This window comes from Janthinobacterium psychrotolerans (assembly GCF_001677885.1).
Taxonomy (GTDB): Bacteria; Pseudomonadota; Gammaproteobacteria; order Burkholderiales; family Burkholderiaceae_D; genus Janthinobacterium; species Janthinobacterium psychrotolerans.
On sequence record NZ_LOCQ01000056.1, the window covers coordinates 52,354 to 73,136 of the forward strand.

Here is a 20,783-nt window from a genome sequence, read left to right on the forward strand (position 1 = left end):
TCAGTTGACATGATGGTCGCTTTCTCTTTCCAGTTTGATCGCCGCCAGCGGCAGCGCCAGGTGCACGGCCGCCCCGCCCTGCACCCGGTTGCGCGCCGTCACGGTGCCACCCAGGGTGCGCGCCACGTTGACCACCAGGAACAGGCCCAGGCCGCTGCCCGGCTTGCCCTTGGTCGACTGGTAAGGCTTGCCGATATGGTTCAGCATGGCCGGCGCGAAGCCGGGGCCGGCGTCCGTCACCACCAGGTGCAGCGCATCGGCTTCGCGCGTGGCTTCGAAACGCAGCCAGTCGGGCGACGCTTCCAGTGCATTGTCGAGCACGTTGCAGATAGTCTGTTTCAGGGTCGAGTCGAACACCACCGGCACGTCATCCTCGATGCGATTGTCGTATTCGAAATGGTGGATGGGCCGGCTGCTGCGCCATTCCTGCGCCAGGTCGTCCAGGAAGGTATTGATCGTGGTTTTCACGGAAGATTCCCCGCGCGCCTCGCCGGCCGACAATAAAATGCCGCTGACGATGCTCTTGCAGCGCTGCAACTGGGCCTGCATTTCGGTGATTTCTTCCAGCATCTCGCTGTTCTTGCTCAGTTCGGGCATGCGGCGCCAGTCGCCCAGAATGACCGACAAGGTGGCCAGCGGCGTGCCCAGTTCATGCGCGGCGCCCGACGCCAGCAGCCCCATGCGAATGATGTGCTCTTCTTCGGCCGCGCGCTGGCGCAGGTCGGCCACCTTGGCGTCGCCGGCGCGCTGGTTGCGGTTGATGCGGGTAATGAACAACACCAGCAAGGCGGCGTTGAGCATAAAGCAGATCAACAGGCCCTGCACATACAGGCTGGCAAAACCGCGCTCGGGGTCGATCGGCAAAGTCAAGGGGCCGGGCAGCAAGGCCAGGCCGGCCAGGCACAGTCCCGTGATGGCCACCATGATCCAGGTCGACCACACCTCCAGCAGCACGGCGCTGAGTATCACTTGCAGCAGGTACAGGAAGGCAAACGGATTGCTGATGCCGCCGCTCAGGTAGAGCTGGGCCGTGAGCACGGTGACGTCGACCAGCAGGGCCAGGAACAGCGCCGTGTTCGACACGGGCTGGCGCTCGTGCCAGCGCAGCAGGCTGGCCAGGTTGAAGGCGATCAGGCAGGACAGCACTTCGAGCATATAGGGCACGGGCAAGGCAATGCCCAACCCCACGCCGACGCCGAAGATGGTGCTGATCTGGCCGATCACGGCCAGCCAGCGCAGCTGGATCAGCAGCTTCATGTTCTGGTGGCCGGCCGGATGCTCCATCTCGGCCGCCACCGCACCGCGCTCGAGCACTTCGCGGTTGGGCACTATTTCAATCTTGCCCGGCATGATCGTCAGGTGCATGGCCGGCGCGCCGGCGCCGGCGGCGCTCTTCGCGCACGATCCACCAGCTGATGCCGGCCACCATCAGGGCCAGCGCGTACCAGGTCAGGGCATACACCAGGTGGCTGTTGTGGAAGGAAATCACGGTCAGTCCGCCCACCGGCGCGTCCGGCGCGCTTTCCCGGGCCTTGGCCGCATCGACAAAATACGGCGCCACATCGGTCAGCATGTGCGACCGAGCAATGGCCGCCACGTCGCGCGAATACCAGAGCTGCTTCGCGGCATCGTTTTTACGCAGGAAGCCGCCAGCGGGTTCGCTGATGCGCAGCAAACCTTCGACGCTGACCACGCCCGGCGGCGTGCTGGCGGCGATGCCCTTGCGGTCTTTCACGAAGCCGCGGTTGATCATGACGGTGCTGCCGTCGGCCAGGCGCAAGGGCGTGAGCAGCCAGAAGCCGCCGCCAAGTTCGGTAGTCGCCTGGACCAGGGTGTTGAATAAGGGGAGATAGGTACCGGCGAGGCGCACATGGCGGTACTCGTCCGTTTGCTGCGTGACGCTGGCCCAGCGTTCGGGTCCAGGTGCGGCCGTTGCCGGCGCATGTACGCGTTGTTCGACGCGCTCGATCAGGTCGAGCTTCCATTGCAGGCGCACGACTTGCCAGGTGCCCAGGGCACAGAATCCGGCAAAAACGATCCCCGCAAGCAAGGCCAATGCGGTGCGCATGGCCGTGCCGCGTGGGCCTGGCGCGGCATCTTGCGATGCCGCGCCAGGAGCGCGCCCGGTGTTGCCTGGGCGCGGTTGATGCATCATGAAGCCGATTGCATGTTCATTTCAGGCATCATGCTTGGCATCATGTTGGTGTTCATGTGGTACATGACCCACAAGGAACCGGCCATCGCGATGACGACGATCATGACAGTGAAAATCAAGGCCATCATGTTCCAGCCACCTTCCGACTTGGTGTTCATGTGCAGGAAGTACACCATGTGCACCACCACTTGCACCGCCGCAAAGCCCAGCAGGACCAGACCCATGGTGCCGGAGTTGGTGATGGTTTTGTTCATCACCAGCCAGAACGGGATGGCCGTCAGGATCACCGACAGGATAAAGCCGATGGCGTAGGTTTTCAGGCTGCCATGGTCATGCTGGTCATGGTAGTGGCTGTCATGGCCGTGGCCGTGGTGATTGTCGTGACCGCTCATGGCAGGACTCCCATCAAGTATACAAAGGTGAAGACGCCGATCCAGATCACGTCCAGGAAGTGCCAGAACAGCGACAGGCACATCATGCGACGGCCGTTTTCCGGGGTCAGGCCATGCTTTTTCAGCTGGAACATCAAGGTCACCAGCCAGATCACGCCGAACAGCACGTGCAGGCCGTGGGTACCGACCAGCGCAAAGAACGAGCTCAGGAAGGCACTGCGCTGCGGGCCGGCGCCTTCATGGATCAGGTGCAGGAACTCGTACATTTCCAGCGACAGGAAGGCCACGCCGAACACGCCGGTGATGCCCAACCAAAGCAAGGTGCTACCCAATTGCTTGCGCTGCATCGCCAGCATGGCGAAGCCATACGTGATCGACGACAGCAGCAGCATGGCCGTGTTCAGCGCGACCAGCGGCAGGTCGAACAGCGCGGCGCCGGTCGGGCCGTCCGCGTAGCTGCGGCCCAGCACGGCGTAGGTGGCGAACAGACAGGCGAAGATCAGGCAATCGCTCATCAGGTAGAGCCAGAAACCGAGCATGCTGCCGTTTTCCGGATGGTGCTCGCGCACGAAGTAGCTGCGGCGCTCCGCGGCGCCCGGGGCGCCGGTGTTATGGACGATGGTTTCAGACATGGCTGCTCAGCAATTTAGTGTAGGCGTTTTCGGTACGGACAACTTCTTCCGCCGGAATATAGTAATCACGCTTGTAGTTAAAGGTGTGGACGATGATGGTGACCAGCATCACCAGGAAGCCGAGACCGGCCACCAGCCACATTTGCCAGATCAGGCCAAAGCCGACCACGGCGCTCAAGGCGGCGATCACGAAACCTGCCCAGGTATTCTTCGGCATGTGGATCTTCGTGAAGCCCGATGTCGGACGCTCGTAGTTGTGCTTTTTCATGTCGGTCCAGGCATCGAGTTCATGCACCTGCGGCGTGAACGCGAAGTTGTAGTCTGGCGGTGGCGACGAGGTCGACCATTCCAGCGTACGGCCGCCCCATGGGTCGCCGGTGACGTCGCGCAGCGCGTGACGGTTGCGGAAACTGACATAGAACTGGATCAGCATCGAGCCGATGCCCAGTGCGATCGAAACGGCGCCAAACCAGGCGATGATGGTCCAGATTTGCAGCGATGGATCTTCAAAGTGGTTCAGGCGACGCGTCACGCCCATCAGGCCCAGCACGTACAGCGGCATGAAGGCCAGGTAGAAGCCGACGAACCAGAACCAGAACGAGCATTTGCCCCAGAAGGTGTCGAGCTTGTAGCCGAAGGCTTTCGGGAACCAGTAGTTGATCGCGGCAAACACGCCGAACACCACGCCGCCAATGATGACGTTATGGAAGTGGGCAATCAGGAACAGGCTGTTGTGCAGCACGAAGTCGGCCGGTGGTACGGCCAGCAGCACGCCGGTCATGCCGCCGATGGTGAAGGTGACCATGAAGCCGATCGTCCACAGCATGGGCAGTTCAAAACGGATGCGGCCGCGGTACATGGTAAACAGCCAGTTGAAGATCTTCGCGCCGGTCGGGATCGAGATGATCATCGTCGTGATGCCGAAGAACGAGTTGACGCTGGCGCCAGAACCCATGGTGAAGAAGTGGTGCAGCCATACCAGGTAGGACAGGATCATGATGACGCAGGTGGCGTAGACCATCGAGGCGTAGCCGAACAAACGCTTCGAGCAGAACGTGGCAACCACTTCCGAGAACACGCCGAACAGCGGCAGGATCAGGATGTAGACCTCAGGGTGGCCCCAGATCCAGATCAGGTTGACGTACATCATGGCGTTGCCGCCCAGTTCGGTGGTGAAGAAGTTGAAGCCTGCGGTACGGTCCAGGGCCAGCATGGCCAGCACGGCCGTCAGCACCGGGAAAGCGGCAACGATCAGGATGTTGGTGCACAGCGAGGTCCAGGTGAAGATCGGCATGCGCATCCAGGTCATGCCTGGCGCGCGCATCTTGACGATGGTGGCGATCAGGTTGACGCCGGACAGCAAGGTACCGACCCCGGCAATCTGCAGGGACCAGATGTAGTAGTCGACCCCCACGTCCGGACTGCCGATGATGCCCGACAGCGGCGGATACGCGAGCCAGCCGGTACGCGCGAACTCGCCGACGAACAGCGAGGCCATCACGAGCACGGCGCCCATGGTGGTCATCCAGAAGCTGAAGTTGTTGAGGAACGGGAAGGCCACGTCGCGCGCACCGATTTGCAGCGGCACCACGTAGTTCATCAGGCCCGTCACGAACGGCATCGCCACGAAGAAAATCATGATCACGCCGTGGGCGGTGAAGACCTGGTCGTAGTGGTGCGGCGGCAGGAAGCCGGCGTTGTCGCCAAAGGCGATCGCCTGCTGGGTACGCATCATCAGCGCATCGGCAAAGCCGCGCAGCAGCATCACCAGGCCCAGGATCATGTACATGATGCCGATTTTTTTATGGTCGATACTGGTGATCCAGTCGCGCCACAGGGTACCCCAGACGCGGAAATACGTCAGCGCCGCAACGAGTGCGATGCCGCCCAGGGCGACCATTGCAAAGGTCGCCAGCAGGATAGGTTCGTGAAATGGAATCGCATCCCAAGTCAGACGGCCGAATATAAGCTTCGTCAGATCAATATGGTCTAGCATTGTTACTCTCAGAGAAAAAAGGGAGGCGCCAGGCTAGCGGCGCCAGTATCTGCCGCGCCAAGCGACGCGCGGCGGGATTCATGCAGTTGTTACTTGGCTTGAACGCCCTTTTCAACCGCTGCATTGCTGGCGACAACTGCCGTCTCGACCGCTGCCGGGCTATCGGCCATGGCCAGCTTGTAGGGCTGGACCGGCGTCACGCACAGCGCGTCGGAAACGATGGTGCGATTCAGAATGGCCTTGTACAGATCGACCGGCACATTGCTGTAGCGGCGCACGGGATCGCGCTCGCTCGGCTGGGCCAGGGTCAGGAAGTCGTCGCGGTTCAGTGCGCCGCCACCGGCACGGGTGGTCGCCACCCATTTGTCGAAGTCCGCATCGTTGACGCCATGGAACTTGAAGCGCATGCCCGAAAAACCGGCGCCGCTGTAGTTGGCCGAGAAACCGTCGTAGATGCCCGGCTTGTTGATCACCGCGTTGAGCTTGGTCTCCATGCCAGGCATGGCGTAGATCTGACCTGCCAGCGCCGGAATGAAGAACGAGTTCATCACCGACTGCGAAGTAATCTTGAAGCGGATCGGACGGTCGACCGGTGCGTACAGTTCATTGACCGAAGCGATGCCTTGCTCAGGATAGATGAACAGCCATTTCCAGTCCAGCGCCACCACTTCGACGATCATCGGCTTGGTGCTTTCAGGAATCGGGCGATTCGCGTCGATACGGCTCAGCGGACGATACGGGTCCAGGGTGTGGGTGCTGATCCAGGTCAACAGGCCCAGCACGATGATGATCAACAGGGGCGCGCCCCAGATGATCAGCTCCAGACGCGTGGAGTGGTCCCAGTCCGGCTCATACTTGGCCGCGGTGTTGTTTTTTCTGTAGCGCCAGGCGAACAGCAGGGTGAGAGCGATTACCGGAACGATAATCAGCAGCATCAGCAAAGTCGAAATGACAATCAGATTGCCTTGCTGAACTGCGATATCACCGGACGGATTCAGTACCACCGTATTGCAGCCTGCCAATAAGGTAAGGGGTAACAGCGCCAGTCCGTGACGAACTTTGAGTGAAAACATACAGGAAAGTCCAGTACAGGGGATGAAGATATGGTACTTTATTCTTACTGGGGCACAATGGCAATTGGACGTTTTGTCCACCCCTGGTCTCGGGCGATCATTCAGCACTAAAGGATTCGTCCTACAGCTACTGTCTGAATAGTCCTACTCCGGGCATGAGACTCCTGGGGTAAGTTATACGTGTTGTCGAACTCGAAACTATATTAAAGAGGCTCACCATGTCCAGCACGCGCACACATAGCGGCGATGTCCCCGCTGATTTCAACCCCCACTCTCTGCGCGACGCACGCGGAGCCGGCACCGTCGATTCCCATATCGACCCCGGTGAGATCGCCGTCGGCGTGATCATCGGCCGCGCTTCCGAATACTTTGACTTTTTTGTCTACGCCATCGCTTCGGTACTGGTGTTCCCGCAGGTGTTCTTCCCGTTCGAAGAACGCCTGGAGGGCACATTGTACTCCTTCCTGATTTTCTCATTTGCCTTCATCGCCCGTCCCATCGGCACCGTGATTTTCATGGAAATCCAGCGCCGGCTCGGGCGCAGCGCCAAGCTGACCATCGCCCTGTTCCTGCTCGGCGTGTCCACCGCCGGCATCGCCTTTTTGCCGACCTACTCGCACCTGGGCTTTGCCGCCATCGTCTGGCTGGCCGTGCTGCGCATCGGCCAGGGCGTCGCCCTTGGCGGCTCCTGGGACGGCCTGCCGTCGCTGCTGGCCCTGAACGCGCCTGAAAACAAGCGCGGCTGGTACGCCATGCTGGGCCAGCTGGGCGCACCGGTCGGCTTTTTGATCGCCGGCGGCCTGTTCTGGTTCATGCTGGTCAACCTGTCCACCGAAGAATTCCTCGACTGGGGCTGGCGCTATCCTTTCTACGTGGCGTTCGCCATCAACGTGGTGGCGCTGTTTGCCCGCCTGCGCCTGGTGTCGACCAACGAATACGCGAAACTGCTCGACGAGCGCGAACTGCAGCCCGTCAGCGTGTTCGAAATGGGCCGCGGCCAGGGCCGCAACGTGATGATCGGCGCCCTGGCGGCACTGGCCAGCTACGCCCTGTTCCACCTGGTGACGGTATTCCCGCTGTCGTGGGTGTCGGTCTACCAGACCCGCGCCGCCTCCGACTTCCTGCAGGTGCAGATGATAGGCGCCGTGCTGGCCGGTATCGGCATCGTGCTGTCGGGCTTGCTGGCTGACCGTTTCGGCCGCCGCACCACCCTCGGCACGCTGGCGGTATTGATCGCCATCTTCAGCGCCTTTATTCCCAGCCTGATGGGCGGCGGCAACATGGGCCAGGACGCCTTCATCCTGATCGGCTTCAGCCTGCTGGGCTTGTCCTACGGCCAGGCCGCCGGCGCCGTGACGGCCAACTTCCCTGCCCGCTTCCGCTATACCGGCGCGGCCTTGACGTCCGACCTGGCCTGGCTGGTCGGCGCCGGCTTCGCCCCGCTGGTGGCGCTGGGACTGTCGGCCAACTTCGGCCTGGCCTACGTCAGCTTCTACCTGCTGTCGGGCGCCGTCGCCTCGCTGGCGGCGCTGAGCCTGAACCGCGCGCTGGAAATTCGCAACTAAGCTTTATTTTCTAGTGGCAGAGACCAGAACGGGACCCTTTCGGGTCCCGTTTTTCATGGGCGGCTGTTCTGCATTACTGGATTTGCAACTGCTTGCCGCCGGTGCCGGCTTTTTTTTGCAAGGTCAGCTGCAGCACGCCATCGACATAGCGCGCCTGCGAATTGCTGTCGTCGACCTCTTGCGGCAGGCTGAAACTGCGATATTGCTGGCCATACAGCCGTTCATTGCGCACCGCCTTACCCGCCTCGGCGCCCTCCTGCCCCTGCTCCTGCTTCAGTTCGGCGCTGATCGACACGCGGTTGCCGTCGATGGCCACCTTGATATCGTCACGGTTGACGCCGGGAATCTCGGCCTTGACCATATAGGCCTGCTCGGTTTCGGCAATATCGACGCGCATGCGCGGCACCGCAGTGTCGCGCGCGCGCAGCATGGGCGTGAAAAAGTCGCGCATCAGCTCGTCCATGTCGCTGAACGGATCAAAACGCGTCAGCGCATGGAAGGGATCGCGCGGATCGCGGGACATCAGTTGATTGGCCATGATAATCGCTCCTGTTCGGTTAGTTGCGGTGTATCACCGCGATCCTCAATACTAGGCAAGCACCGCGCGCACTGTTTGAGAGCGATCAAATGAGCGCCACGCTGGTATGCTAGCGCCTGCCTTGAAATGGCTTGCTTGCACAGCATGATGTGTTGCGCGGCAAAAATTGCATTTCAGTTAAAATTGCTTACATAAATTATTCCTCCAAAAACCCGATGAATACCAAGACCCCGATCGACACTTTCAGTTTCCGGCGCATTCTCGTGCGCAACGTTACCCTGCCGCTGGTGGTCGGCGTGCTGACCGCGCTGGTGTTTGTCGGCCTGATCGCCTATTTGCTTAGCGCGCTGCGTTCGGTCGAGCATTCGGAACGGGTCATCGGCAACGCCAATGAGGTGATGAAGCTGTCGGTCGACCTGGAAACGGGCATGCGCGGCTACCTGCTGACGGGCGACGAAACGTTCCTGGCGCCGTATAAGTCGGGCAAGGCCAAGATCGCCGTGGAAATGACCACCTTGCTGGACCTGGTGTCGGACAGCGCGATCCAGCAGGACCGCCTGCGCCGCATCGGCGCGCTGCAGAACCAGTGGACCGAATACGCCGAACAGATCATCAATCAGCGCCGCAACAACCAGGAATACCTGGCGCGCGTGCGCCAGGGCGAAGGCAAGCTGGAATTCGATGAAATCCGCCGCGAATTCCTCGCCTTCCTCGGCATGGAACAGCGCTTGCGCCAGGAACGCGGCGACTCGGCCGAGGCGCGCACCATGATGGCGGTGGTGGTGTTCCTGGTGCTGAGCCTGGGCTTGTCTGGCTTGCTGGCTTTCCTGGGCCGGCGCGAACTGATGCGCTTGTCCGATATCTACAATGCGGCGCTCGAGCAGCGCGGCAAGGACAATGATGTGCTGCAGGAACAGGCCTGGCTGCGCACCGGCCAGACCGAACTGGCCGAGTACACCAGTGGCCAGCTGGCCATGCCCCAGTTGGGCCGCCAGGTACTGGACTTTCTGGTCAACCGCCTCGACGTGGCCGTGGCCACGATTTACGTGACCGAAGACGACGGCAGCCTGCGCCGCACGGCCGTGTACGGCTTCAGCGACCAGCATATCCAGGACAAGCAGGTCTTCAAGCCGGGCGAAGGCCTGGTCGGCGAGACGGCGCGCGGGAAAAAGCTCAAGCATATCAAGCAGTTACCGGATAATTATCTGCTCGTGAACTCCAGCCTTGGCCATGGTGCGCCGCTGGAACTGGTGCTCACGCCGGTCAACAACGAAGGCGCGGTCAATGGCGTAATCGAACTGGGCTTTACCCGGCCGGTGGCCCAGCGCGAACTGGAACTGCTGCGCCTGATCGCGGCCAACGTCGGCACCTCGCTGGAAGCGGCGCTGTACCGCCAGCGCCTGCAGAACGTGCTGGAAGAAACCCAGCAGTTGAATGAAGAGCTGGAAGTGCAGCAGGAAGAACTGCGCACGGCCAACGAAGAGCTCGGCGAGCAGTCGCGCGTGCTCGAACAGTCGCAATCGCACCTGGAAGAACAGAAAGCGGCGCTGGAACAGTCGAACGAACAGCTGGCCGTGCAGGCACTGGCGCTGGACCAGAAGAACGTGGCCATCGGCCAGGCCCATGATCAACTGGAAGCGCGCGCCGAAGAACTGCAGCGCGCCAGCCGCTACAAGTCTGAATTTTTGGCCAATATGTCGCACGAGCTGCGCACACCGCTCAATAGCTCGCTGATCCTGTCCAAGCTGCTGGCCGACAACAGCGGCGGCAACCTGACGCCGGAGCAGGTGACGTTTGCGCAAACGATTTATTCGGCCGGCAATGACCTGCTGACCCTGATTAACGACATCCTCGATATTTCCAAGGTCGAGGCTGGCAAGCTGGACCTGACGCCGGAAGCCATCCCCTTCAACGAGCTGCTGAGCAGCATGCGCATGCTGTTCGGCGCGCAGGCGCAGCAGAAGAAACTCGATTTTTCCGTCTCGGTGGCGCCCGATTCGCCGCCCTCGTTTGTCAGCGACCGCCAGCGCCTGGAACAGATCCTGCGCAACCTGCTGTCGAACGCCATCAAATTTACCGACACGGGCGCCGTCTCGGTGCAGGTCGCGGCGGACGCTGGCGGCCATGTGCGTTTCCAGGTTCAGGACAGCGGCATCGGCATCGCCGACGAGCAGCAGCAAAAAGTGTTCGACGCCTTCCACCAGGCCGATGGCACCACCAGCCGGCGCTATGGCGGCACAGGCCTGGGCCTGTCGATTTCGCGCGACCTGGCAAGCCTGCTGGGCGGCACCATCGAATTGTCGAGTACGCCAGGCCATGGCAGCACCTTTACCCTGGTCTTGCCTTTGGCCTGGCAGGAGCGCGCCGCGCCGGAAGATCAAGCCCCGGCGCCGGCCAGGGCCGCGCCGCCCGCGCATGTGCGCACCAGTTCGGCCGCCATCGCACCGCTGCCGGCGCCAAAACCGGTGCCGGTGGCCACCTTCAAGGACGACCGCGAAAGCGTGCCGGCTACCCGCCGCGGCCAGCGTTCGGTGCTGGTGATCGAGGACGAACCGGCGTTTGCCGGCATCCTGTTCGACCTGGCGCATGAAATGCATTACCAGTGCCTGGTCGCGCATGGCGCCGAGGAAGGCTTGCGCCTGGCGGCCGAGTTCCTGCCAGACGCCATCCTGCTCGATATCGGCCTGCCCGACCGTCCGGGCCTGCTGGTGCTGCAAAAGCTCAAGGAAAACCCGCTGACCCGCCATATTCCCGTGCATATCGTGTCGGGCAACGACCAGGTGCAGGCGGCCATGCAGCTCGGCGCCATCGGCTACGCCACCAAGCCGCGCACGCGCGAACAGCTGAAAGACGTGTTCCTCAAGCTCGAATCGAAGTTTACGCAAAAAATGAAGCGCATCCTGCTGGTTGAAGATGACGAACGCCAGCGCGAAAGCGTGGTGCACCTGATCAGCGACGACGATGTGGAAATCACGGCCGTCGCGCTGGGCGAGGAAGCGCTGGCGCTGCTGAAGACGCAGATCTTCGACTGCATGATCATCGACCTGAAGCTGCCCGATATCCAGGGCAACGAGTTGCTCGAACGCATGGAGCACGAAGAGCTGTGCTCGTTCCCGCCGGTGATCGTCTATACCGGCCGCAACCTGAGCCGCGAAGAAGAAGCCGACCTGATGAAGTATTCGCGCTCCATCATCATCAAGGGCGCGCGCTCGCCGGAGCGCCTGCTCGACGAGGTGACCTTGTTCCTGCACAAGGTCGAGTCCGAATTGTCGACCGAACGCCAGGGCATGCTGCAGCAGGTGCGCAGCCGCGAACGCGTGTTCGAAGGCCGCAAGATCCTGCTGGTCGACGACGATGTGCGCAATATCTTTGCGCTGACCAATGCGCTGGAGCAAAAAGGCGTGGTGGTGGAAATCGGCCGCAACGGTTTTGAAGCGATCAGCAAGCTCAATAGTGTGGACGATATCGACCTGGTGCTGATGGATGTGATGATGCCGGGCATGGACGGCCTGGAAGCGACGCGCCAGATCCGCGCCGACGGCCGCTACAACAAGCTGCCGATCATTGCGATTACCGCCAAGGCCATGAAGAATGACCAGGAAGAATGCCTGCAGGCCGGCGCATCGGACTACCTGGCCAAGCCGATCGACCTCGACCGTTTGTACTCGCTGCTGCGCGTGTGGATGCCGAAGATGGAACGCATCTGATGCTGGTCGACTACACGGAGGCGCAGCTGCAGTCGCTGATGGAGGCCATCTATCAGCGCTACAGCTATGATTTCCGTGACTATTCCGCGCCGTCCCAGCGGCGCCGCCTGAACCATGCGCTCGGCCGCCTGCATTGCGGCAGTATCGACGAACTGCAGCGCAAGGTGCTCAAGGACCCGGGCGCCTTCGGCCAGCTGCTGCAGACGCTGACGGTGCCGGTCACCGAGATGTTCCGCGACCCGGCATTTTTCCTGGCCCTGCGCGAACAGGTGGTGCCGGTGCTGAAAACCTATCCGTCACCGAAGATCTGGGTGGCCGGCTGCTGCACCGGCGAAGAAGCGCTGTCGCTGGCCATTATCCTGCACGAGGAAGGCTTGCTCGAGCGCAGCCTGATCTACGCCACCGATATCAATCCGGTGGTGCTTGACAAGGCCCGCCTGGGCGTCTATCCCTTGACGCACATGGCCGGCTACGGCGCCAACTACACGGCGGCCGGCGGCCTGGGCAGCCTGGACGAGTATTACACGGTCGAGCACGCCACGGCGCGTTTCGACAGCCGCCTGCTCGACCGCATCAATTTTGCCGACCACAGCCTGGCCACCGACAGCGTGTTTGCGGAAACGCAGCTGATCTGCTGCCGCAATGTACTGATCTATTTTAATAAGGCCCTGCAGGACCGCGCGCTGGGGCTGTTCCATGAATCGCTGTGCCACCGGGGCTTTCTCGGGCTGGGCAGCAAGGAAAGCACGAATTTCAGCGCCTGCGCCACGCAATTCGAGCAGCAGGCCGGACCGGAAAAACTGTACCGCAAGCGTCCGTCCTTCGGCGCCCAGCGCCACGAGACGCGGCACAAGCCGCGCCAGGGAGATAGCGCAATACCAGGAAACAGCCATGATGAATGAGACCCAGACCCGCACCAAATTACTGATCGTCGACGATCTGCCGGAAAACCTGCGCGCCCTGAACGCGCTGATACGCGAAAGCGACCGCAGCGTGTACCAGGCCTCGTCCGGCGAAGAAGCACTGGCCTTGCTGCTCGAACACGATTTCGCGCTGGCCATCCTCGACGTGCAGATGCCGGAAATGGACGGTTTCGAGCTGGCCCAGCTGATGCGCGGCACCGACAAGACGCGCCATATTCCCATCGTCTTCGTGACGGCGGCCGGCAAGGAAATGAATTTTTCGTTCCAGGGCTACGAAAGCGGCGCCGTGGACTTTTTGCACAAGCCGCTCGACATCAACGCCGTGCAAAGCAAGGTCAATGTGTTTGTCGCCCTGCACCAGCAGCGCGCCGAAACGCGGCGCCAGGTGCAGGCGCTGGAACACAGCCGCCAGCAGCAGGAGGCCTTGCTGCAGCAATTGCGCGCCACGCAGGCGGAACTGCAGCGATCATTGCGCATGCGCGACGAATTCATGTCGATGGTGGCGCACGAGCTGCGCACGCCCCTCAACACCCTGTTCCTGGAAACCCAGATGCGTACGCTGAACCTGGAGCGCGGCAACCTGGCCGCGTTTGCGCCGGAAAAATTGCCGAAGATGGTGGCGCGCGACGCACGCCAGATCCGCAGCATGGTGCGCCTGATCGACGACATGCTCGACGTGTCGCGCATCAGCAGCGGCAAGCTGTCGATACGGCGCGAAGCGGTCGACCTGGCCGCGCTGGTGCGGCGCGTGGCCGAGGACCTGGCGCCCTGCCCTGACCAGCTGCGCGTGCAGGTGCAGGACGAGGCGCAGATCGAGGGCTTTTGGGACGGCTTCCGGGTCGAGCAGATCGTTGTCAACCTGATCAGCAATGCGCTGCGCTACGGCGAAGGCAAGCCGGTCGACATCAGCCTGGCAAAAACCCGCAACAGCGCCGTGATCGAAGTGCGCGACCATGGCATCGGCATCGGCGCCAAGGACCAGGAACGCATTTTCGACGCCTTCGAGCGTGTGGTGCACCAGGACCGCACCGGCGGCCTGGGGCTGGGCCTGTTCATCACCAAGCAGCTGGTCGACGCCCACGGTGGCGCCATCACCCTGCAAAGCCAGCCTGGCCATGGCGCGCTGTTCAGCGTGACCTTGCCACTGGCGGGATCGTGACCATGACTACCACCCCTGCCCCGGACTTCCTGCTGCGGCTGGACCGCACCCTGCGCCAGCTCGACGATACCGGTGCCATCCTGTCGGTTTCGGCGCAACTGCTGGGCCAGCAGCTGAACGCGCAGCAGGTGGCGTGTTTCGATATCGGCCAGCAGCTGCACTACGCCACCTTGCAGCATGCCTGGAGCGACGGCCTGGCGCCGGGCGCGGCTGGCGAATATTTCCTTGGCGAATACGCGGCCGGCCTGGCGGCCGAACTGGAAGCGGACCATGCGGTGGCCGTCGACGATGTCGGCAGCGATCCGCGCACGGCATCGCCCGGTGCGCAGGCCACCTTCGGGCGGCTCGGCATTCGCGCTTTTCTGAACCTTCCCATTGTCAAGGAAGGCCAGCTGGTGGCCCTGTTCGTGGTGCACAGTCGCACGGCACGCGCCTGGCAAGCCGATGAAGTGGCGCTGGCTATGCAAGTGGCCGAGCGGGTCTGGGCCAGCTTGCTGCGCGCCCAGGCGCAAGCCCAGGTGCGTGCGCTGAACGCCGACATGGAACGCCAGGTGGCCGAGCGCACGCGCGAATTCGGCCTGACCTGGCGGGTCAGTCCCGACTTGCTGGGCGTGCTGAACCTGCAGGGATGCTTCGAACATATCAATCCGGCATGGCAAATCACACTGGGCTGGACCGAAGACGAGATACGCGCCGCGCCGCATCTGTCGCTGGTGCATCCGGACGACCATGAGGCCACGCGCGCGGTATGGCAGGCGGCGCTCAAGGGGCAGCCGGCGCTGCGCTTCGAGAACCGCTACCGCCACAAACTGGGCGGCTGGCGCTGGCTGCAGTGGGTCGCGGTGCCGGAAAATGGCAAGATCTATTGCAGCGCGCGCGATATCAGCGAAGAAAAGGAGGCCGCGCAAGCCCTGCGCGCGGCCCAGGAGTCGCTCGACCATAGCGTGTCGGCGCTGCTGCAGTCGCAAAAACTCGAAGCGCTGGGCAAGCTGACAGGCGGCGTGGCGCATGATTTCAACAATGTGCTGCAGATTATCTCGGGCAATCTGCAGCTGCTGCAGATCACGGTGGGCGGCGACCCGCTGGCGGCCAAGCGCATCGCCAGCTCCAGCGCGGCCGTCGAACGCGGCGCCAAATTGTCGGCCCAGCTGCTGGCCTTTGCCCGCCGCCAGCCGCTGAAGCCGCTGGTGACCGACCTGGCCGCCCTGCTGCGCTCGACCGAAGACCTGCTGCGCCGCGCGGTCGGCGAGACGGTCGACACGCAAGTGCAGATCGCCAGCGACGCCTGGCAGGCGCTGGTCGACCCGAACCAGCTGGAGAACGTGATCCTGAACCTGGCCATCAATGCGCGCGACGCCATGGATGGCCATGGCCACCTCACGGTGTCCCTGTTCAATTGCGCGGTCGACGGCGGCGACGACCTGGCGGCCGGCCAGTACGTGCAGCTGGCCATCAGCGACACCGGCAGCGGCATCGCCCCCGAACTGATCGACAAGATCTTCGAGCCATTCTTTACCACCAAGAAAGAAGGCGAAGGTTCGGGCCTGGGCCTGTCGATGGCTTACGGCTTCCTCAAGCAAAGCGGCGGCCATCTGCGCGTGGAAAGCGCGCCCGGTACGGGCACCACTTTCCGCATCTACCTGCCGCGCTCGCTCGATGGCGTGACGGAACTGCCTTTGCAACTGAGCGGCCCTGTGCTGGGCGGCAAGGAAACCATCCTGGTGGTGGAAGATGATCCGCACGTGCAAACCACGGTGGTCGACATGCTGCGCGGCCTGGGCTACAGCGTGCTCAAAGCGTCCGACGGCCAGGCCGCCTTGAAGATGGTTGCCGGCGGCGCGCCGATCGACCTGCTGTTTACCGACGTGGTCATGCCGGGCCCCGTGGCCAGCACCGAGCTGGCGCGCCAGGCGCGGCTGCTGCTGCCCGAGCTGGCCGTGCTGTTTACCTCGGGCTACACGCAGGACGCCATCATGCATGGCGGACGGCTCGACGCCGGCGTGGAGCTGCTCAGCAAGCCGTACCGGCGCGAAGACCTGGCGCGGCGCGTGCGCCATTTGCTGGCCAACCGCCAGCATCTGACGGGCTTGCAGCAGGAACTGGAACAGCCGGCGCCGGCTGCCGCCTCGCGCGCGGGCGGGCGCAGCATTTTGCTGGTGGAAGACAACGACGACGCGCGCGCCATGACCAGCGAATTGCTCGACATGCTGGGCCACGAGGTGACGGCGGTCGGCTCGGCCGAAGAAGCCGTGCCGCTGTTGGCCATGCAGGGCCTGGAAATCCTGATGACCGACATCAGCCTGCCGCGCATGTCGGGCACGGAACTGGCGGCGCTGGCGGCCAGGGATCATCCGGCGCTGCAAGTGGTGTTTTCGACCGGCCACGCGCCGGCCAATTCCGGCGTGCAGGACCCGGCCGCGCGTTTCCTGCTGAAACCATTTTCGGTCGAGCAGTTGCAGCAGGCCTTGCAGCCGGACTAGCCGCGTTCCAGCCTGGCGAGCACGCCCGCGAGTTCTTCCAGGCCGAACGGTTTTTGCAGGAAACGCGCGCCGCTGCCATGCGCCACGCTGGCCGCCCAGCCGTGGCCCGATGCCAGGATCACGGCCAGCGGTGGCGAGCCGGCGCGCGCAAGACGCGCCAGTTCCAGGCCCGACATGGCCGGCAGGCTGATATCGGTCAGCAGGATCTCCAGCCCCGGCAAGGCCAGCAGCGGCACGGCTTCTTCGGCGCTGGCCGCGCCATGCACCGTGTGGCCCAGCATATTGAGCATTTCCATGGTCATCTCGCGCGCATCGGCATTGTCCTCGACCAGCAGGATGCGGCGGCCGGACGGATCGGGGGCGCCAGGCAAGCGCCGGTCGGCCAGCAGGTGGCGGATGCGCCGCGCCAGGTCTTCGCGCCGGTACGGCTTGCTCAGCAGCTCCACGCTGGGCGCCAGCCGGCCATCGCGCATGATGGCGTTATATGTGTAGCCCGAAGTAAACAGCACGGCCAGGCCGGGCAGCAGCAGCCTTGCCTGGCGCGCCAGTTCCGTGCTGCCGACAGGACCCGGCATCACCACGTCGGTAAATAGCAGGTCGGCGCTGGCACCGGCCTGCAACTGGCGCAGTGCGCTTTCGCCATCGTCGGCCTGCAGCACCGTGTAACCGAGGCCGCGCAGCATGTCGACCACCGTATTGCGCACGGCCGCGTCGTCCTCCACCACCAGGATGGTCTCAAAGCCACCGAGCACCGGGCCGGCGCGCCACTGCGGCATGGCGGCCAGCGGTTCGAGCGAGCGCGGCAGGTATATCTTGAAGGTCGTGCCGGCGCCGGGCGCGCTTTGCACGCGGATATGGCCGCCGCTCTGGCGGATAAAACCGTAGGCCATCGACAGACCCAGCCCCGTGCCCTCGCCTTCCTTCTTGGTGGTGAAGAAGGGCTCGAAAATCTGCGCGATCACTTGCGCATCCATGCCTTGGCCAGTGTCGGTAATCGTCAGCAGCACGTACTGGCCCGGCAGTGCGTCGGCGTGGCTGGCCACAGCGGCCTGGTCCAGGGTGATATTACTTAAGGAAAAGGTCAGCCGGCCACCCTGCGCCATCGCGTCGCGCGCATTGATGGCCATGTTCAGCAGCACGTTTTCCATCTGGTTCGGGTCGACCAGCACATGCCACAGGCCCACGCTGACAAAAGTTTCCTCGAAGATCAGTTCGCCAACGGCGCGCCGTATCAGTTCCTGCATGCTGGCCAGCAAATGGCCGAGGTGGGTGGCCAGCGGACGCAAAGGCTGGCGGCGGGCGAATGCCAGCAGCTGCAAGGACAGCCTGGCGCCCCGTGCGACGGCCGATTCGGCCGAGTCCAGCCGGCTGGCCGCCTGCGGATTGCCGGCCACGGTGAGTTTCAGCAGTTGCAGATTGCCCGAGATAATCTGCAGCACATTATTGAAGTCGTGCGCGACGCCGCCCGTCAGCTTGCCGATCGATTCGAGCTTTTGCGCCTGCAGCAAGGCCTGCTCGCTGCGCTGCAAGGCCAGTTGCGCTTCTTGCTCCTCGGTGACATCGCGCCCGACGATATGGATCAGCTGCTCGGCCGGCACGGCGGTCCAGGCGATGGTGCGGTAATCATGCTCGCCGCGCCGGTAGCGGTTTTCCATGCGCAAGGTGGTGGCGCCTGCGGCCAGCCGCGCCAGCTCGCGCCTGGCCGCCGCCAGGTCGTCGGGATGGACCAGGCTGAGAAAATCGATGCCCAGTGTATCGCTTTCGGCACGCGCCAGGAGGGTGCTCCAGGCGGGATTGACGGCAATGATCACGCCGCGTAGATCGGTCACCAGCATGATATCGGTGGCCAGGCGCCACAGGCGGTCGCGCTCGGCCGTGCGCTGCTGCAGGCGCTGCTCCAGCGCGGCATGGTGGCCAGCCAATCTTTCCAGCCGCGCCCGCTCGATCACATGGGAAATGCAGCGCGCCGCCAACGTCATGGTGTCGATGTCAAGCTGGGTCGGATGGCGGGCCAGCTGTGAAAACAGGCCCAGCACGCCCAGGATATGGCCATGCGCGCCAAACACGGGCGCCACCCAGCATGCGCGATAGCCATGCAGCATCGCCTCCTTGCGCCCGGCGCTCCAGCCCGGTTCACGCGCGATATCGCCGCAATACACGGGCGCGCCCGTAAAGGCGGCGGCGCCGAACGGCGACGGCTGCGGGCCTTCCTCGTCGAGCTGCAAGGCCAGGCAAAGGTCGGCCGGCAAGCTTGGCGCGGAAAAGCCGCAAAAGCGGTCGGCTTCGTCGATCAGGATGACGCAACCGTGCACGTCCCCCGCGTCGCCTTGCAGCGCCAGCAACAATTGCGCCAGCGCCTCCTCCAGGCCGGCGCCCGCAGCGACCGCGCCCAGCGCCTGGTGCTCCGCATCGAGCAAGTGAAAAATGTCGTGTGCCTGCACCGTATCCATGGGGCTGAGAATGAAGCTGGAATATACCACGGCACAACGTTTCTTAGAATGCAAGAAAGAACGCTGTTTTTTAAAAGTGCGCTCCGCCTGCAGGTTTTTACGGGACGGCCGCCATGCTAGAGTATTGCTTTACTTCCATCTGACGGATGCCCCTGATGACCTTGCCCTCCTCCCTGATCGCCACCGCCCTGCTGGCCGCCGTCCAGGGCGCCGTCGCCGCCCCCATGACCCTGGACGACTATCTGGTCCTGAGCGGCCCGCAAGCGACAGCCCAGATCGCCTACGGCCCGGCGCCCTCGCAATACGCCCAGCTGTTCCGGCCCAGCGGCGCCGGCCCGTTTCCCGTGGTGGTGCTGGTGCATGGCGGCTGCTGGACAGTCCAGTTCGGCGGCATCAAGCAGATGCGCAACGTCGCCAACGCCCTCAGCAGCCAGGGCATTGCCGTCTGGAACGTCGAATACCGAAGAGTCGACGAAGAAGGCGGCGGCTACCCCGGCACCTACCAGGACATGCATGCCGCGCTGGACAGCCTGCAAAGCCATGCCAGGCTATACCAGCTCGACACCAGCCGCATCGTGGCCATGGGCCACTCGGCCGGCGGCCAGCTGGTGCAATGGATCGCCGGAAGAAGCCAGCTGCCAAAAACCAGCCCCCTGCATCGTGACACTTTTCTGCCGATCAACAACATCATCAGCCTGGGTGGCCTGGCCGACCTGCGCCACGAAGAAAAGCTGATCAAATCGAGCTGCGAGCGCGACATCCAGGACCTCGCAGGCAGCGCCAGCATGGAACGCCCCGACATCCACAGCGACACCAACGCCGCCGACCTGATGCCCAACGGCACGCGCACGGTGCTGATCACGGGCGCGCTCGACACCATCTCGCCGCCACGCGTGGCGCACGATTACGCGGCCAAGGCCGTAAAGGCCGGCGACCATGCGGAAGTGTTAATCTTGCCAGGCGCCAGCCACTACGACGAGATCGCCGCGACGTCGCCGGCGTGGAAGATGATCTTGCCAGTGATACGGCAGATGCTGGGCCTGCAAAGCGACAGTCGATGAAAACCCTGAAATTCAATATCTTCGGCACCCTGATCGCCGTCAACGGCGCCCCCGGCGCATGGCAGGCCTTCTACCTGGGCGCCGAAGGCAAACGCCGGCCCGCCGACTTTATCGTGCCCGCCGACGTGGCCGAAGCCGACCTGTGCGAGTACCTGGCCGACCTGTTCCACGAAGACGCCACACCGCGCAACAACAGCGCAAGGGAAATCAACCATGCATGAACTGCCCACCGCCGGCATCGGCCATAACGATGCGATCCGCAAGAAAATCAACGCCGCCGTCACCAAACGCAACCTGGCCAGCGCCGCCAACAATACAAAATGGGACGAGCTGATCCATTACTTCCGCGAACGCGAAGACTGGTGGCCGTCCTACCGCTACAAGGCCGTGACAGGCTTTACCTCCGGCTGGGACGTGGAGTGGCTCTACCACCTGCCCTTCCCGTTCGCCCTGGTCGAATGGTTCGATATCGGCTTGAAGGAACTGGAACCGTCGAAAGGCATGTTGCTGGCACGTACTTATATCGACCATACGGAAGAAATATCGGATGTGGTCAGGAAAATTGGCCTGGAGTTCGAAGTGCGTGGGGATGTGTTGAGGATTTGGGGGTATTTGCCGAAAACGTATGACGACTTTCCGCCAGTGTAGACCA

16 protein-coding genes are annotated in these 20,783 nt (G+C 63.0%); 8 read left to right on the plus strand and 8 right to left on the minus strand.

Annotated features, from left to right (window positions below):
- From ASR47_RS14295 to cyoA, 6 genes are all read right to left on the minus strand, one after another.
- Complete coding sequence (locus ASR47_RS14295) at positions 1-1,350, minus strand: ATP-binding protein (protein ID WP_065308458.1); 1,350 nt, start codon at positions 1,348-1,350, stop codon at positions 1-3.
- Complete coding sequence (locus ASR47_RS14300; RefSeq protein ID WP_065308459.1) at positions 1,334-2,155, minus strand: SURF1 family protein; 822 nt, start codon at positions 2,153-2,155, stop codon at positions 1,334-1,336. The genes ASR47_RS14295 and ASR47_RS14300 overlap by 17 nt, the downstream gene beginning before the upstream one ends.
- Positions 2,152-2,547, minus strand: coding sequence for a cytochrome o ubiquinol oxidase subunit IV (cyoD, locus tag ASR47_RS14305; RefSeq protein WP_065308460.1), 396 nt, complete (start codon positions 2,545-2,547; stop codon positions 2,152-2,154). The genes ASR47_RS14300 and cyoD overlap by 4 nt, the downstream gene beginning before the upstream one ends.
- Positions 2,544-3,179, minus strand: a complete 636-nt coding sequence (cyoC, locus tag ASR47_RS14310) for a cytochrome o ubiquinol oxidase subunit III (protein ID WP_065308461.1) — start codon at positions 3,177-3,179, stop codon at positions 2,544-2,546. The genes cyoD and cyoC overlap by 4 nt, the downstream gene beginning before the upstream one ends.
- Positions 3,172-5,175 carry a cytochrome o ubiquinol oxidase subunit I gene (cyoB, locus tag ASR47_RS14315; protein ID WP_065308462.1) on the minus strand — a complete coding sequence of 668 codons (2,004 nt, stop codon included), beginning with the start codon at positions 5,173-5,175 and terminating at the stop codon, positions 3,172-3,174. The genes cyoC and cyoB overlap by 8 nt, the downstream gene beginning before the upstream one ends.
- Before the next feature lie 89 nt (positions 5,176-5,264).
- Positions 5,265-6,248, minus strand: a complete 984-nt coding sequence (gene cyoA / locus ASR47_RS14320) for a ubiquinol oxidase subunit II (RefSeq protein WP_082988928.1) — start codon at positions 6,246-6,248, stop codon at positions 5,265-5,267.
- 218 nt (positions 6,249-6,466) lie between these two features.
- Between cyoA and ASR47_RS14325 the strand changes: the two genes are divergently transcribed.
- Positions 6,467-7,813 carry an MFS transporter gene (locus ASR47_RS14325; protein WP_065308463.1) on the plus strand — a complete coding sequence of 449 codons (1,347 nt, stop codon included), beginning with the start codon at positions 6,467-6,469 and terminating at the stop codon, positions 7,811-7,813.
- Positions 7,814-7,886: 73 nt separating this feature from the next.
- On the opposite strand, the gene ASR47_RS14330 is transcribed toward ASR47_RS14325, so the two are convergent.
- Positions 7,887-8,351: an Hsp20/alpha crystallin family protein gene (locus ASR47_RS14330; protein WP_065308464.1), complete on the minus strand. Its 465-nt coding sequence runs from the start codon at positions 8,349-8,351 to the stop codon at positions 7,887-7,889.
- 215 nt (positions 8,352-8,566) lie between these two features.
- Between ASR47_RS14330 and ASR47_RS14335 the strand changes: the two genes are divergently transcribed.
- The 4 genes from ASR47_RS14335 to ASR47_RS14350 are packed head-to-tail and all read left to right on the plus strand — an operon-like array spanning position 8,567 to position 16,620.
- Entirely contained in the window at positions 8,567-12,058 is a 3,492-nt protein-coding gene (locus ASR47_RS14335) for a response regulator (RefSeq protein ID WP_065308465.1), read from the plus strand.
- Entirely contained in the window at positions 12,058-12,960 is a 903-nt protein-coding gene (locus tag ASR47_RS14340; RefSeq protein ID WP_082988929.1) for a CheR family methyltransferase, read from the plus strand. Before ASR47_RS14335 ends, ASR47_RS14340 begins: the two co-directional genes overlap by 1 nt.
- Positions 12,953-14,140 carry a hybrid sensor histidine kinase/response regulator gene (locus ASR47_RS14345; protein ID WP_217270568.1) on the plus strand — a complete coding sequence of 396 codons (1,188 nt, stop codon included), beginning with the start codon at positions 12,953-12,955 and terminating at the stop codon, positions 14,138-14,140. Before ASR47_RS14340 ends, ASR47_RS14345 begins: the two co-directional genes overlap by 8 nt.
- A 2-nt stretch (positions 14,141-14,142) precedes the next feature.
- Positions 14,143-16,620, plus strand: a complete 2,478-nt coding sequence (locus ASR47_RS14350; RefSeq protein WP_065308467.1) for a hybrid sensor histidine kinase/response regulator — start codon at positions 14,143-14,145, stop codon at positions 16,618-16,620.
- Here ASR47_RS14350 and ASR47_RS14355 read toward each other — a convergent pair.
- Complete coding sequence (locus ASR47_RS14355) at positions 16,617-19,100, minus strand: response regulator (RefSeq protein WP_245714351.1); 2,484 nt, start codon at positions 19,098-19,100, stop codon at positions 16,617-16,619. The genes ASR47_RS14350 and ASR47_RS14355 overlap by 4 nt on opposite strands.
- 125 nt (positions 19,101-19,225) lie before the next feature.
- Here ASR47_RS14355 and ASR47_RS14360 point away from each other — a divergent pair, with 125 nt between their 5' ends.
- From ASR47_RS14360 to ASR47_RS14370, 3 genes are read left to right on the plus strand one after another with little or no spacing between them, the layout of a single operon-like run.
- Positions 19,226-20,131, plus strand: a complete 906-nt coding sequence (locus ASR47_RS14360; protein ID WP_065308651.1) for an alpha/beta hydrolase — start codon at positions 19,226-19,228, stop codon at positions 20,129-20,131.
- A complete protein-coding gene (locus ASR47_RS14365; protein ID WP_065308468.1) occupies positions 20,128-20,352 on the plus strand; it encodes a DUF7661 family protein in 225 nt (74 codons plus the stop codon). The genes ASR47_RS14360 and ASR47_RS14365 overlap by 4 nt, the downstream gene beginning before the upstream one ends.
- Entirely contained in the window at positions 20,345-20,779 is a 435-nt protein-coding gene (locus tag ASR47_RS14370) for a DUF6678 family protein (RefSeq protein WP_065308469.1), read from the plus strand. Before ASR47_RS14365 ends, ASR47_RS14370 begins: the two co-directional genes overlap by 8 nt.
- Positions 20,780-20,783: the final 4 nt, after the last annotated feature.

Coding starts and splice junctions, on each gene's coding strand:
- ASR47_RS14325 (WP_065308463.1), top strand. CDS start 6,467: ATGTCCAGCACGCGCACACATAGCGGCGATGTCCCCGCTGATTTCAAC.
- ASR47_RS14295 (WP_065308458.1), bottom strand. CDS start 1,350: ATGCCGGGCAAGATTGAAATAGTGCCCAACCGCGAAGTGCTCGAGCGC.
- ASR47_RS14360 (WP_065308651.1), top strand. CDS start 19,226: ATGACCTTGCCCTCCTCCCTGATCGCCACCGCCCTGCTGGCCGCCGTC.
- cyoB (WP_065308462.1), bottom strand. CDS start 5,175: ATGCTAGACCATATTGATCTGACGAAGCTTATATTCGGCCGTCTGACT.
- ASR47_RS14335 (WP_065308465.1), top strand. CDS start 8,567: ATGAATACCAAGACCCCGATCGACACTTTCAGTTTCCGGCGCATTCTC.
- ASR47_RS14370 (WP_065308469.1), top strand. CDS start 20,345: ATGCATGAACTGCCCACCGCCGGCATCGGCCATAACGATGCGATCCGC.
- cyoC (WP_065308461.1), bottom strand. CDS start 3,179: ATGTCTGAAACCATCGTCCATAACACCGGCGCCCCGGGCGCCGCGGAG.
- ASR47_RS14345 (WP_217270568.1), top strand. CDS start 12,953: ATGAATGAGACCCAGACCCGCACCAAATTACTGATCGTCGACGATCTG.
- ASR47_RS14365 (WP_065308468.1), top strand. CDS start 20,128: ATGAAAACCCTGAAATTCAATATCTTCGGCACCCTGATCGCCGTCAAC.
- ASR47_RS14330 (WP_065308464.1), bottom strand. CDS start 8,351: ATGGCCAATCAACTGATGTCCCGCGATCCGCGCGATCCCTTCCATGCG.
- cyoA (WP_082988928.1), bottom strand. CDS start 6,248: ATGTTTTCACTCAAAGTTCGTCACGGACTGGCGCTGTTACCCCTTACC.
- ASR47_RS14300 (WP_065308459.1), bottom strand. CDS start 2,155: ATGATGCATCAACCGCGCCCAGGCAACACCGGGCGCGCTCCTGGCGCG.
- ASR47_RS14340 (WP_082988929.1), top strand. CDS start 12,058: ATGCTGGTCGACTACACGGAGGCGCAGCTGCAGTCGCTGATGGAGGCC.
- ASR47_RS14350 (WP_065308467.1), top strand. CDS start 14,143: ATGACTACCACCCCTGCCCCGGACTTCCTGCTGCGGCTGGACCGCACC.
- cyoD (WP_065308460.1), bottom strand. CDS start 2,547: ATGAGCGGTCACGACAATCACCACGGCCACGGCCATGACAGCCACTAC.